Genomic DNA, 13095 nt, shown 5'->3' with positions numbered 1-13095 from the left:
GCCGGCGCAGCCGCCTATCCTATCGCCGTGGCCCCCGGGTGCGGCGACTAACCGGGCCCCGCGGCCGCCCCCGCACGGCCGGGGCCGCTGCGCGCCGCCGACCTCGTCGAAGTGTTGTACCGGCGCTCGCGGATATGACGCCGGCGGCAGCGTCGGCGGCGGCTCAGCCCCGCGCCTGCATCGCCTTGCCGATCTCCAGCATGCCCTGCGCGGCGCCGCTCTCGGGCACGGTTTCTCCGTCGCGGTCCGAGATCGCGTCGAGCCCGGCGGCGATCTGCTCGGCGGCGTCGGCGGCGGCGCCGATGTGGATGCCTTGCGTCAGGGTGACGTGGGCCCGCTCGTACGAGCCGGCACCGGCGCAGAGGATGGTCCGCGTCGGTGCATCCCTGGCGACGAGGGCGAGCAGGCCCGGGGTCACGGCCCCCGGCTCGAGCAGCTTCAGCATCGCCTCGGGCAACAACTTCTCCGTCATCCGCGTCGCCGCCGTGGGTGCCAGGCAGTTCACGCGGATGTCGTGCTTGGCCCCCTCGATGGCGAGCGTCTGCATCAGGCCGACCAGCGCCATCTTGGCGGCGCCGTAGTTCGACTGGCCGAAATTGCCGTACAGGCCCGACGACGAGGTGGTCATCACGATGCGGCCGTAGTTCTGCGCCCGCATGAGCTCCCACACCGCCTTCGTGCAGTGCACGGCGCCCATCAGGTGGACGTCCAGGACCAGGCGGAAATCGGCGAGATCCATCTTGGCGAAGCTCTTGTCGCGCAGGATGCCGGCGTTGTTGACGAGGATGTCGACCCGTCCCCACTCCTTCACCGCCGCCGCCACCATGGCCTGCACGGCAGCGAAGTCGGTCACCGACGCGCCGTCGGCGATCGCCTTGCCGCCGGCGGCGCGGATCTCCGCGGCCACGGCCTCTGCCGCGGCGGGCGCACCGCCCGCGCCATCGACGCCGGCGCCGAGGTCGTTGACCACCACCGCGGCACCGCGCGCCGCCAGCGCCAGGGCATGCTGCCGGCCGAGGCCGCCGCCGGCACCGGTGACGACCGCGACCTGCCCATCGAATCGAATCGACATCGTCTTGTTCTCCTGGCCAGTGGCGAGTGTCAGCGCCGCGGCGAGCCGCGGGTCGAGCCGCGGACCCCGGCCGACTTGCGCGGCGCTGCCTTGCCGGCACGGCCGGGGCGGGCCGTCGCCGCGGAACGGGCCCGGGGCTTGGCCTTGCCGGCGGCCTTCACGGCGCGATCGGCTTCCTTCAGCGCCACGACCTCGCTGGTGACGTCGTCGGCCGCGCCAGCGCGCCGCGAGCGCGGCGCCACGCCGGCGTCCTCGCCTTCGCGGACCAGGCGGAAGTCGATCTTGCGACCGTCGAGGTCGACCCGGCTGACCTGCACCCGCAGCCGGCTGCCGACCACGTAGCGGACGCCGCTGCGCTCGCCGCGCAGTTCCTGACGGACCTCGTCGAAGCGGAAGTACTCGCCGCCCAGCTCGGTGATGTGGACCAGGCCCTCGACGTAGAGCCCGTCGAGCACCACGAACAGGCCGAAGCTCGTCACCGCGGTGACGGCGCCGCCGAACTCCTCGCCGAGGTGTTCGCGCATGTAGCGGCACTTGAGCCAGGCCTCGACGTCGCGCGAGGCCTCGTCGGCGCGCCGCTCGTTGGCGCTGCAGTGCGCGCCGGCGATCTCCCAGGCCTCAAGCTCGCCACCCGGCACGAGGACCGGCGCCGCCGCGGCCCCGGCACGCGGCGCCTTCGCGCCCTTGGCGGCACGGGCCAGGCGCGCCTTCTTCGCCGGCTCGCCCTCGGCGCGCGCGCCGATCAGGTAGCGGCGGCTCTCCAGCAGCGCCTTGATCACGCGGTGCACGAGCAGGTCCGGGTAGCGGCGGATCGGGCTGGTGAAGTGCGTGTAGGCCTCGTACGCGAGGCCGAAGTGGCCGCTGTTGCGGCTGGTGTAGATCGCCTGCTGCATCGAGCGCAGCAGCATCGAATGAATCTGCTCCGCGTCGGCCCGGTCCTTGGTCGCCGCGGCGATGGCCTGGTACTCGGCCGGCGTCGGCTCGTCGCCGATCGACAGGCCCAGGCCCAGCGCCTTCAGGTAGTTCTGCAGCAGGATCTTCTTTTCCGGCGTCGGCCCCTCGTGGACGCGGTAAAGGGCCGGGTGCTTGGCCCGGGCGATGAAATCGGCGGAGCAGACGTTCGCCGCCAGCATCGACTCCTCGATTACGCGGTGCGCCTCATTGCGGGTGCGCGGCACGATCTTCTCGATGCGGCCGTTCTCGTCGCAGACGATCTGCGTCTCGGTGGTCTCGAAGTCCACCGCGCCGCGCTTGATGCGCGCCTTCAGAAGGGCGCGGTAGACGTCGTGCAGGTCGAGGAGCTGCGGCACGAGCGCCTCGCGCCGCGCCGACTCCGGGCCGCGGGTATTGCCGAGGATGGCGGCGACCTCGGTGTAGGTCAGGCGCGCCGCCGAGCGGATGACGGCGGGGAAGAACTGGTACGCCTGGACCTCGCCGCCGGCGTCGACGAGCATGTCGCAGACCATCGCGAGCCGCTCGACCTCGGGGTTGAGCGAGCAGAGCCCGTTCGAGAGCTTCTCGGGCAGCATGGGAATGACCCGGCGCGGGAAGTAGACGGAGGTCGCCCGCTCGTAGGCATCGGCGTCGATCGGCTCGCCCGGCTTCACGTAATGGCTGACGTCGGCGATCGCCACGATCAGGCGCCAGCCCTTGCCCTTGCCCTTGCCGACCGCGGCCGGCTCGGCGTAGACGGCGTCGTCGAAATCGCGCGCGTCCTCGCCGTCGATGGTGACCAGCGGCACGTCGGTCAGGTCGATGCGGCCCTTGCGGTCGGCGGCGCGGACCGTGGACGGCAGCGCCGCGGCGGCGGCCAGCGCCTCGTCCGAGAAGACATGCGGCACCTCGTACTTGCGCACCGCGATCTCGATCTCCATGCCGGCATCGTCGATCTCGCCGAGAACCTCGGTGACGCGACCGAGCGGCTGCGAATGCAGCGACGGCGTCTCGGTGAGCTCGATGGCGACAACCTGACCGGCCTTGGCGTCGGCGACCGCGTTGCGCGGGACGATGATGTCCTGGCCGTAGCGCTTGTCCTCGGGAGCCACGAGCCAGATGCCGCTCTCGTGCAGGAGGCGGCCGATGATGGGCGCCTTGCGCCGCTCCAGGATGTCGACGACACGGCCCTCGGGCCGGCCCTTCTTGTCGTAGCGGACGATGCGGGCGCGGACCCGGTCCCGGTGCAGGACGCTGCGCATCTCCTGCGGGGACAGGTAGACGTCGGCCTCGCGGTCTTCGCGGACGAGGAATCCGTGGCCGTCGCGGTGGCCCTGGACCGTGCCCTCGACCTCGGCGAGCAGTTCGTTTCCGGCGGGTGCCGAGGGGTGGGTGGGGGTTGCTTTGATGATAAAGTCCGTGGTTGCCTGAGATGCCCAGGTGGCGGAATTGGTAGACGCACTAGTTTCAGGTACTAGCGGGTAACTCCGTGGGGGTTCGAGTCCCTTCCTGGGCACCAGAAAGATGGAAGTCTGACAGCACAGCGGGGCCGGCTTGCCGGCCCTTTTCTTTGCCCGCGCGCCCGTGGGTCGATGCCCGGCTAGATCGCAAACTTCTTGGCCAGCCCTTGCGGGCGCAGGTCGTCGTATTCCTCGAACGGCTGGTGGATCCACGGGCTCGTGGGCAGCAGCTCGACGAAGTAGTCGGGCGTGTAGCTCGAGGCGCCCTTGGTCCAGATGACGGCCGACCTCAGCTCGCTGATCGACGGCATCCCGCGCAGCCGGTCGACGACGGCGCGCAGGGTGATGCCCGAATCCGACAGGTCGTCGACGAGTAGCACCCGGCCCGCCAGCTCGCCCTTGGGCAGGGTGATGTACTTGGCCAGGTCGAGCCGCCCCTGGATCGTCCCTGCCTCGGCCCGGTACGAGCTCGTCGACATGATCGCGAGCGGCTTGTCGAAGACACGAGAGAGCACGTCGCCCGGCCGCATGCCGCCGCGCGCCAGGCAGAGGATCTGGTCGAACTCCCAGCCCGATGCCGCGATCTTGAGCGCCAGCCGCTCGATGAGCATGTGGTACTCGTCCCAGGAAACGTAGAGGTGTTTGCCGTCGTCGGTCAGCATGCGATGTCCTCCGGATCGGGGGCGTAGGGATGGCGCAGGAGGATGGTGTGCTCCCGGTCGGGGCCCGTCGAGACCATGTCGATGGGCGCGCCGATGCAGGACTGCACCCGCTCCAGGTAGAGGCGTGCGTTCAGCGGCAGGCCGTCCCACCGTGTCACGCCGTAGGTGGTCTCGGTCCAGCCCGGCAAGGTGTCGTAGATCGGCACGCAGGCGGCGATGTCGTCGGCGTCGAGCGGCAGGATGTCGATCCGCCGGCCGTTCAGCTCGTAGCCGACGCAGATCCGGATTTCGGCCAGGCCGTCGAGGACGTCGAGCTTTGTGATGCACAGGCCCGACACGCCGTTGATGATGATCGCCCGCTTGAGGGCTGCCGCATCCAGCCAGCCGCAGCGCCGCGGCCGGCCGGTCACCGTGCCGCGCTCCTGCCCGACGGTCGACAGGTGATGCCCGATCGTGCCCGACTCGTCGATCGGCAGCTCGGTCGGGAACGGACCGCCGCCGACGCGAGTCGTGTAGGCCTTGGTGATGCCGAGGATGTAGTGCAGCAGGTCCGGGCCGACGCCCGAGCCGGCCGCGGCGTTGCCGGCCCCGCAGTTGCTCGATGTCACGTACGGATAGGTTCCGTGGTCGATATCGAGCAGCGTCCCCTGGGCGCCCTCGAAGAGGATGTTGGCGCCGCCCCGGTGCGCGTTGAACAGCGTGTAGCCGACATCGCCGATCATCGGCCGCAGTTCCTCGCCGGCCTTCAGGGCCATGTCGAGGATGGGCTGGAACTCGAGCGCCTTCGACTTCAGGTGCCCGGACAGGGCGACGTTGTGCAGATCGAGAAGCTCGAGCAGCTTGGCGGCGAAGCGCTCCGGATGCTTCAGGTCCTGGACTCGCAGGGCGCGCCGGGCTACCTTGTCCTCGTAGGCCGGGCCGATGCCCTTGCCGGTGGTGCCGATCTTGCCGGCGCCGCTGGCCTCGCGTCGCAGCTCGCGCGCCTTGTCGACCTCCACGTGGAACGGCAGGATGAGCGGGCACGACTCGCTGACGAGCAAGCGCGATCGCACGTCGAGGCCCATGCTCTCGAGGCGCCCGATCTCGGCCAGGAGGTGCAGCGGATCGACGACGACACCGTTGCCGATGAAGCACTTCACTCCCTCGCGCATGATCCCGGAGGGAATCAGCTGCAGCGCCGTCTTCACGCCGCGGATGACGAGCGTGTGGCCGGCGTTGTGGCCGCCCTGGAAGCGGACCACCGCCTGGGCGTGATCGGTCAGCCAGTCGACGACTTTGCCCTTGCCCTCGTCGCCCCACTGGGTGCCGACGACGACGACGTTGCGGCCGCCCTGGCCTGCCTTGCGGCTCGCGTTCATTCCTGCGTCCTGGAGATGCTGTTGATCGGGAAGCGACGGCGTCAGGCCGGCCGGACGACGTTCCAGCCGCCACGGTTGGCGACGAGCGCGCGGTCGCAGGCCGTGCCGGCCAGCGTGTCGCCATGCCCCGGCAACTCGCAGACCACCGTCTCGCCGCGGGAGCGGAGCTCGCGCACCGTCGCTCGCAGGGCCGGGTCGGCCGACCACGGCGCGCTGATCGCCCGGGCCGGCGCCGGCAAGGGGCTCAGCAGAGCGAGATCCTTGACGTCGAGGCCGAAGCCGACGGCCGGCCGGTTGCGGCCGAAGATCGCGCCGACCTCGTCGTACCGGCCGCCTCGCGCGACCGCGTCGCTCGCGCCCCGGGCGTAGGCTGCGAAGCGGGCGCCGCTGTAGTAGGCGTAGCCGCTCGAATCGGCGAGATCGAAGCCGACGCGAAGACCCGGATGCGCTTCCCGCGCATGCGCGGCCAGCGAGCGCAAGTCCTGCAGGGCCGTCGATACGAGGGCCCGCGCCGGCAGGACCCGCCGTGCCTCGTGCAGCACCCGCTCGTCACCGTAGAGGTTGACCAGCGCCGTCAGCGCCTGCCGCGCGTCCGCCGGAAAGTCGCGGGCCAGGTGGCCGAGCTCAGCACCGTCCTTGGCCGCCAGGGCTGCGTACACCGCGTCGAGCCGCTCTGCGTCGACCGGGACGCCGGCCAGCACGCCGCGGACGATGCGCGCATCGGCCAGATCGAGGACCAGCTCCTCGACACCGGCACCGCGCAAGCATTCGAGGGCCAGGTCCTGGATCTCCAGATCGGCCTCGAGGCCCGGGTGGCCGTAAATCTCCGCTCCGAACTGAAGCGGCTCGCGCGTCGAGCCGGCGCCGGTGGCACGGGTGTGCAGCACCGGGCCGCAATAGCAGAGGCGCACGACGCCGCTGCGGTTGAGCATGTGCGCGTCGATGCGGGCGGCCTGCGGCGTGCTGTCGGCGCGCAACCCGAGCGTGCGGCCGCTCAGCTGGTCGACCAGCTTGAAGGTCTGCAGGTCGAGGGCGTGACCGGTGCCCGACAGCAGCGACTCGATGTGCTCCAGCATCGGCGGGATCACCAGCTCGAAGCCGAAACCGCTGGCGGCGTCGAGGAGGCCTCGACGCAGGGATTCGATCTGGCGCGCCCGTGCGGGCAGAACGTCGGCGATGTGCTCCGGCAAGAGCCAGGCAGAAGACATGCAAGAACGCCGGAGTATTGAAAAGGGAATTGTACCGGCCGGATCGCAGCGGCCTTGCCCCTCGCCGGGCGTCAGGCCCAGAAGAACAGCAGCATCAGGACGCCGCCCAGCATGCTGAGCAGGCCGAGGAAGCGGATCTGGCCGTCGCTCATCTGCATCGCGCGGGCGAACACGCGGCGCCACGCGGGCGGGCTCAGGAAAGGAAGCAGGCCCTCGGCGACCAGCAGGAGGGCACAGGCTGCGAACGCGGCGTCCCAGAAGCCGACCGCGGCCAAGGCTACTTTCTGGGCGGGGCGGGCGCAGCGGTGGCGCCGGAGCCACGCATCGCCTTGAAGAAGTCGCTGCTGGGGTCGACGATCATCACGTCCGACTTGTTGCGGAAGCTCGTCCGGTACGCCTCGAGGCTGCGATAGAACTGGGCGAACTGCGGGTCCTTGCCGAACGACTGCGAGAACAGCGCCGACGCCTTGGCATCGCCGTCGCCCTTGACCTGCTGCGCGTCGCGGTAGGCCTCGGCGATGATCACCTCGCGCTGCCGGTCGGCATCGGCGCGGATCTTCTCGCCTTCGGCGGCGCCGGTGGAGCGAAGCTGGTTGGCCACCTGCTTGCGCTCGGAGGCCATGCGGCTGTAGATCGACTCGGTGATGTTGCCCACGAAGTCGACCCGCTTGATGCGCACATCGAGCACCTCGATGCCGAACGCCTTCGCGTCGTCGGCGAGCCGGCTGCGCACGTCGAGCATGACCTTGTCGCGCTCGGTGGAGAGCACGCCGCCGACCGTGCGCTTGGTCACTTCCTCGTTGAACGCGGCGTGCACGATGGGCGACAGCCGCGCCTCGAGGTTGCGCATGTCGGAGCCGTTGTTCAGGATGAACTGGCGCGAATCGTTGACACGCCACTTCACCAGCCAGTCGATGACGAGGCTCTTCTTCTCCGCCGTGAAGATGGGCCGCGTCTCGGGGCTGTCGAGCGTCTGGATGCGGCGGTCGAGGAAGACGACGTTCTGGAACGGCGGCGGCAGCTTGAACTGCAGGCCCGGCTCCTGGATGACTTCCTTGATCTTGCCGAACTCGTAGACGATGGCGACCTGCCGCTGGTCGACGACGAAGAGCGTCGAGGACGCCAGCATGAGGAGCAGCAGGAAGCCGCCGACCACCAAACCGATGCGATTCATGGGCGTGCTTCCTTCAACGACTGTCGCGATCGCGACCGCGACCTTCGCGGGCGCGAACGTCCACCGCGCCGGCCGCCGGCGTGACCTCGGCCGCCGGTGCCGAGGGCGCCGCCGGGGCCCCGGGCGCCGGCGCGCCCCCGGTCGCCTGCTGCAGCAGGCGGTCGAGCGGCAAGCCGAGCAGGTTGGTGCTGGACCGGGCGTCGATCATGACCTTGGTGATATTGGTATAGACGTCGCGCATGGCGTCGAGATAGAGCCGATCGCGCGTCACCTGGGGCGCCTTCTGGTACTCGCCGTACTGCAGCGAGAACCGGTCGGAGTCGCCCTCGGCCTGCGCGATCACGCGCGACTTGTAGCCTTCGGCCTCCTGGCGCAGGCGGGCCGCCGTCCCCTGCGCCTTGGGGATCTCGGCGCTGGCGTAGGCCTGCCCCTCTTTCTTCAGGCGGTCGCCGTCCTGGCCGGCCTTGAGGGTGTCTTCGAACGCCGCCTGCACCTGCTCGGGCGGCTGTACGCCCTGGACGTTGACGTTGACGATCAGGATCCCCGTCCTCAGGCGATCGAGCTGGGTCTGGACCGATTTGCCCACTTCCGCAGCGATGACGTCGCGCTGCTCGTAGAGCACTGAGTCGATCATGCTCTTGCCCACGATCTCGCGCACCGCCGACTCGGCAGCCAGCGTCACGGCCTGCTCGGGGTCGCGGTTCTCGAACAGGAAGGCACGCGCGTCCTTCAGCCGGTACTGCACCGTGAAGCGGATGTCGACGATGTTCTCGTCCTGCGTGAGCATCGAGGAATCGCGCAGCCCCGTGGCCTGCGACACGGTGTTGCGGCCGACCTCGGTCGAGCGCAGCTGCGTGACGTTGACCGTCTCGTGGGCCTGGAACGGGTACGGAAAGCGCCACTGGAAGCCGGCATCAACCGTGTGGCTGTAGCGGCCGAAGGACGTGACCACCGCCTGTTGGCCTTCCTGGACGATGAAGACGCCGCTGCCGAGCCAGATCAGGACGATGACGCCGCCGATCAGCGCCGCGCCCACGCCCGCGCTCTTCAGGTTCGGCTGGAAGTTGGAGGGACCGCCGCCGCCGGAGTCGCCCGGACCGCCGGTCCGGCGCGGGCTGCCCTTGCCACCGAAAAGGCCCGTCAGCTTGCGATTGAAGTCGCGCCACAGCTCGTCGAGATCGGGCGGGCCGTCGTTGCGGCCGCCTCCGCCCGTGCTCTCGAGCACCGCGGCGCCTGCCGGGCCGTCGACCGCACGGCGACGCGCCCGGCCACGCCACGCCGCCGCGGCGAGCGCGCGAGCGGCCGAGACGAGCTCGCTCCAACGTTGGCGGGACGATTCGTCGGGCGATGAAGGAAGTGTCATGGAGGCGCGCGTGTCGGGCGGGGAGAGGCCGAAGGGATCAGAGGTCGGAATGATAGGTGCCGGTGCGGTCGTTTTCGCTGGAATCGCGGGGATCGCCGAGCTGGCTGCCCGGGTGGTCGGTGTCGGCCGCGGCATCGGCGCCACCGAGCGAAGGTGAGGCCGGGGCGGCGTCGTTCAAGCCATCGCCCCGTGCCGCCGCGCCGATCATGTCGCGCAGCACCGGCAGGCCTTCGCCGCCGGCGGCACTGACGAACACCCGCGCCGCACGCCGCCCGGACGGCAGCTCGACGCTGTCCGCAGACACGCGTGGCCGTTCCGTCTCGACCAGGCGGTCGAGCTTGTTGAAGACCACGACCTGCGCAACGTCGGCAGCGCCGATCTCGGCCAGGACGCGCTGCACCTCGGCCATCTGCTCGGCGAACTCCGGGCTCGAGCCGTCGACCACGTGCAGCAGGAGGTCGGCGTCGGCGGCCTCCTGCAGCGTCGCCTCGAAAGCCTCGACCAGCGTGTGCGGGAGGTCGCGGATGAAGCCGACCGTGTCGGACAGGGCGACCGAACGCTCGACGCCATCCAGGTGGAGCTGGCGCGTCGTGGTGTCGAGCGTCGCGAACAGCTGGTCGGCGGCATAGGCATCGGCGTGGACGAGGGCATTGAACAGGGTCGACTTGCCCGCGTTGGTGTAGCCGACCAGAGAGACCCGGAAGGCCTCGTTGCGCTGGCGTGCCCGCCGCTGCGTGCTGCGCTGTCGCTTCACCTTCTCGAGCTGCTTCTTGATGCTCTTGATGCGCTCGCCGATCATGCGCCGGTCGAGCTCGATCTGCGCTTCGCCCGGGCCGCCGCGCGTGCCGATGCCGCCGCGCTGGCGCTCCAGGTGGCTCCAGCGCCGGACCAGCCGCGTCGACAGGTACTGCAGGCGGGCCAGCTCGACCTGCAGCTTGCCCTCGTGGCTTTGCGCCCTCTCGCCGAAGATCTCGAGGATCAGCATCGTCCGGTCGGCCACGGCGACGCCGAGATGGCGCTCGAGGTTGCGCTGCTGCGCGGGCGAGAGCGCCTGGTCGAACAGCACCGCTTCGGCCTGGTGCAGCTGGACCAGCTCGCGCAGCTCGTCGGCCTTGCCCGAGCCGACGAAGAAGGCGGCATCGGGCGCCTTGCGCCGGGCCACGACGCGGGCCACGGCGACGTCGCCGGCCGACTCCGCGAGCAGGGCGAGCTCGTCCAGCGACGGATCGAAGAAACGCTTGGCGCCGAAGTCGACGCCGACGAGGATCGCCCGCGCCGGGGCGTCGTTGCCTTCCGGAAGTGCCGGGCCGCTCAAGGGCCCGTTCGCGCGCTGGTTCGTGGGCGCCTCAAGAGGGTTCGGTCGGCTCGGGATTGGCCTGGAAGTTCACCGCCCGGCCCGGCACGACGGTCGAGATCGCATGCTTGTAGACCATCTGCGTGACGGTGTTGCGCAGCAGGACGACGTACTGGTCGAAGGACTCGATGTGGCCCTGCAGCTTGATCCCGTTGACGAGGTAGATGGAAACCGGAACGTGCTCCTTGCGAAGCAGATTCAGGAAGGGGTCTTGTAAGAGCTGCCCTTTGTTGCTCACGTTCATGCTCCGTGATGTGTTCTGGAGCGGGAAACCTTAACACAGGGGTCTGGCGCAAACGCGGCGTAAGGCCATGTCAGTCGCGCTTGTCGGCGAAGGGATTCTTCGAGGAGCGCATCTCGATCCGCAGCGGCGTTCCGGTGAGCTTGAAGTGGGCCCGGAAGCGCCCTTCGAGGAAGCGCTTGTAGGAGTCGGTGACGTGCTCCAGCGAGTTGCCGTGGATGACGATCAGGGGCGGATTCATGCCGCCCTGGTGGGCGTAGCGCAGCTTGGGCCGGAACGCGCCGGCTCGCTTGGGCGTCTGGTGCAGCACCGCCTCCTGGAGCAGGCGCGTCAGCACCGGCGTGGGCATCTTGCAGTTGGCCGAGGCGTGGGCATCGGCGATGGCCTTCCAGACGGGCGCGAAGCCCTGCCGGCGCTTGGCCGAGATCATGAGCACCGGCGCGAAGCGCAGGAACGGCAGGCGCTGCTCGATCGAGCGCTGCAGCTGCTCCTTCTGGTAGTCGTCGACCGCGTCCCACTTGTTCACGGCCACGGCCACGGCGCGGCCGCTCTCGAGGATGAAGCCGGCGATGTGCGCGTCCTGGTCGGTGACGCCCTGGGTCGCATCGAGCAGCAGCAGGACGACATTCGCCTCGGAAATCGCCTGCAGGGTCTTCACGACGGAGAACTTCTCGACGGCCTCGAAGACCTTGCCGCGCCGGCGCAGCCCAGCGGTGTCGATGAGGTCGAAGCGAGTGCCGCCGCGCTCGAAGGGAACGACGATCGCGTCGCGCGTGGTGCCCGGCTGGTCGAACGCGACCAGACGTTCCTCGCCGAGCCAGGCGTTGATGAGCGTCGACTTGCCGACGTTTGGCCGGCCGGCGACGGCCAGGCGGATCGGCGCGTCGGGGTCCGCCGGCGCCGCTTCGCCGGCGTCGCCGCCCGAGCCCGCCGGCACGGCGCCGGGCGCATCGGGCTCGAGGGCCGGCGCGCCGATCGCCGCCTCGAGCGCCCCCGCGGCCAGGGTGTCGACGCCTTGCCCGTGCGCCGCCGAGACCGGGTGCGGCGCGCCCAAGCCGAGCTCGAAGAATTCCGCCAGCAGCGGCGACTCCGGCATGCCCTCGGCCTTGTTGGCGGCGAGCAGCACCGGCTTGCCGGTGGTGCGCAGGTAGCGGGCGATCTGGTGGTCGTGCGCCGAGACGCCGGCGCGCACGTCGACGACGAACACCACCGCGTCGGCCTCGGCGACGGCCTGCTCGGTCTGGCGCGCCATCTCGCGCACGACGCCGGTCGGGTTCTGCGGCTCGAAGCCGCCGGTGTCGACGACGATGAACTCGCTGCCGCCGACGCGCGCATTGCCGTAGTGCCGGTCGCGGGTCAGCCCGGCGAAGTCGGCGACGATCGCGTCGCGCGACTTCGTCATCCGGTTGAAGAGCGTCGACTTGCCGACGTTGGCCCGGCCGACCAGCGCGATGACGGGTTTCACCCGGACCCTGGCCGCGCTACGGGCGGAACGCGAAGATGCCGCCCGAGCGCGTCACCACGATCAGCAGCCCGCCGACAACCACCGGCGGGACGCCGATCGCGCTGCCGTCGGTGGTGACGCGCGCCTGCGCCTCGCCCTTGTCGCGCGACAGCCAGTGCAGCGTGCCCTTGCTGTCGCCCACGACGACAGACCCGGCCACCACTGCCGGCGTGCCGAGGCTGCGGAACATGAGCGCTTCCGAGGTCCACGCGACCTCGCCGCTGGGCGTGCGCCAGGCGGTGAGCCGGTCGGAGGCATCGGCACCGAAAAGGAGGCCGGCGTCGCCGCCGATCGCATCGGTCCCGCCGATCGTCTTGTTCCAGACGATGCTGCCGCGCTCGGCGTTGACGCAGCCGACGGCCGCCTGGAACGAACGCGCGCAGAGCAGCTCGCCGGCGCGCAGCACCGGCCCGATGAGATCGGCGAGCCGCTCGACCTCGTTGGCGCCGCGCGGCGAGCCGACCGGCACTTCCCAGCGCAGCGAAGCCGTCAACGGGTCGATGCCCGCCATGCGCGGGCCCTGGCCGACGACGAGCGTGTTCTTGTAGGCGGCGATGACCCCGGTCTGCGACAGTGTCAGCGGGTCGCCGGGACGCTGCAGTTGCCAGAGCTTGGCCCCGTCGTTGGCATCGAAGCCCTGCACCGCCCGGTCGACGCCGAGGACGAAGACCCGGGCTCCCGCCACCAGCGGCGCCGTCGCGACGCGAACGCCCAGCGGCTTCTTCCACTTGACCTCGCCCGCTTCGATGGCGACCAGGTCGCCGTC

Annotated in this window: 12 protein-coding genes and 1 tRNA gene; 1 reads left to right on the top strand and 12 read right to left on the bottom strand. The window is 70.3% G+C overall.

Annotated elements, in window-relative coordinates:
* Positions 1-163: 163 nt before the first annotated feature.
* Together AC30N0_RS02705 and rnr are read right to left on the bottom strand one after the other, a co-directional pair.
* Complete coding sequence (locus AC30N0_RS02705) at positions 164-1072, bottom strand: SDR family NAD(P)-dependent oxidoreductase (RefSeq protein ID WP_489516396.1); 909 nt, start codon at positions 1070-1072, stop codon at positions 164-166.
* Positions 1073-1101: 29 nt separating this feature from the next.
* Complete coding sequence (rnr, locus tag AC30N0_RS02700) at positions 1102-3369, bottom strand: ribonuclease R (protein ID WP_489516397.1); 2268 nt, start codon at positions 3367-3369, stop codon at positions 1102-1104.
* 70 nt (positions 3370-3439) lie between these two features.
* Here rnr and AC30N0_RS02695 point away from each other — a divergent pair.
* Positions 3440-3524: transfer RNA gene (locus tag AC30N0_RS02695), tRNA-Leu, on the top strand.
* A gap of 81 nt (positions 3525-3605) precedes the next feature.
* Here AC30N0_RS02695 and AC30N0_RS02690 read toward each other — a convergent pair.
* From AC30N0_RS02690 to AC30N0_RS02645, 10 genes are all read right to left on the bottom strand, one after another.
* Entirely contained in the window at positions 3606-4127 is a 522-nt protein-coding gene (locus AC30N0_RS02690) for a phosphoribosyltransferase (RefSeq protein ID WP_489516395.1), read from the bottom strand.
* Positions 4121-5485: an adenylosuccinate synthase gene (locus AC30N0_RS02685; RefSeq protein ID WP_489516394.1), complete on the bottom strand. Its 1365-nt coding sequence runs from the start codon at positions 5483-5485 to the stop codon at positions 4121-4123. The genes AC30N0_RS02690 and AC30N0_RS02685 overlap by 7 nt, the downstream gene beginning before the upstream one ends.
* A gap of 41 nt (positions 5486-5526) precedes the next feature.
* Positions 5527-6693, bottom strand: coding sequence for an ATP phosphoribosyltransferase regulatory subunit (locus AC30N0_RS02680; protein ID WP_489516393.1), 1167 nt, complete (start codon positions 6691-6693; stop codon positions 5527-5529).
* A 71-nt stretch (positions 6694-6764) separates the two neighbouring features.
* Positions 6765-6968, bottom strand: a complete 204-nt coding sequence (locus AC30N0_RS02675) for a DUF2065 domain-containing protein (RefSeq protein ID WP_489516392.1) — start codon at positions 6966-6968, stop codon at positions 6765-6767.
* Positions 6969-6970: 2 nt separating this feature from the next.
* Positions 6971-7867: a protease modulator HflC gene (gene hflC / locus AC30N0_RS02670; protein WP_489516391.1), complete on the bottom strand. Its 897-nt coding sequence runs from the start codon at positions 7865-7867 to the stop codon at positions 6971-6973.
* A 13-nt stretch (positions 7868-7880) separates the two neighbouring features.
* Entirely contained in the window at positions 7881-9230 is a 1350-nt protein-coding gene (gene hflK / locus AC30N0_RS02665) for an FtsH protease activity modulator HflK (protein ID WP_489516390.1), read from the bottom strand.
* 37 nt (positions 9231-9267) lie between these two features.
* Positions 9268-10545: a GTPase HflX gene (hflX, locus tag AC30N0_RS02660; protein WP_489516389.1), complete on the bottom strand. Its 1278-nt coding sequence runs from the start codon at positions 10543-10545 to the stop codon at positions 9268-9270.
* Positions 10546-10576: 31 nt separating this feature from the next.
* Positions 10577-10822, bottom strand: coding sequence for an RNA chaperone Hfq (gene hfq, locus AC30N0_RS02655; RefSeq protein WP_329691515.1), 246 nt, complete (start codon positions 10820-10822; stop codon positions 10577-10579).
* 76 nt (positions 10823-10898) lie between these two features.
* Positions 10899-12290 (bottom strand): ribosome biogenesis GTPase Der, encoded by a 1392-nt coding sequence (gene der, locus AC30N0_RS02650; protein ID WP_489516388.1) that lies wholly within the window; start codon positions 12288-12290, stop codon positions 10899-10901.
* A gap of 16 nt (positions 12291-12306) precedes the next feature.
* A partial coding sequence (locus tag AC30N0_RS02645; RefSeq protein ID WP_489516387.1) for an outer membrane protein assembly factor BamB family protein occupies positions 12307-13095 on the bottom strand: 789 nt, incomplete at its 5' end.

The organism is Rhizobacter sp., assembly GCF_031412495.1.
Lineage (GTDB): Bacteria > Pseudomonadota > Gammaproteobacteria > Burkholderiales > Burkholderiaceae_C > Schlegelella_A.
This window is presented reverse-complemented; position numbering and strand designations above follow the sequence as displayed.

Excerpts from the sequence above, each read along its gene's own strand:
- AC30N0_RS02680 (WP_489516393.1), bottom strand. The coding sequence starts at position 6,693 with ATGTCTTCTGCCTGGCTCTTGCCGGAGCACATCGCCGACGTTCTGCCC.
- AC30N0_RS02685 (WP_489516394.1), bottom strand. The coding sequence starts at position 5,485 with ATGAACGCGAGCCGCAAGGCAGGCCAGGGCGGCCGCAACGTCGTCGTC.
- AC30N0_RS02690 (WP_489516395.1), bottom strand. The coding sequence starts at position 4,127 with ATGCTGACCGACGACGGCAAACACCTCTACGTTTCCTGGGACGAGTAC.
- hflK (WP_489516390.1), bottom strand. The coding sequence starts at position 9,230 with ATGACACTTCCTTCATCGCCCGACGAATCGTCCCGCCAACGTTGGAGC.
- hflC (WP_489516391.1), bottom strand. The coding sequence starts at position 7,867 with ATGAATCGCATCGGTTTGGTGGTCGGCGGCTTCCTGCTGCTCCTCATG.
- AC30N0_RS02705 (WP_489516396.1), bottom strand. The coding sequence starts at position 1,072 with ATGTCGATTCGATTCGATGGGCAGGTCGCGGTCGTCACCGGTGCCGGC.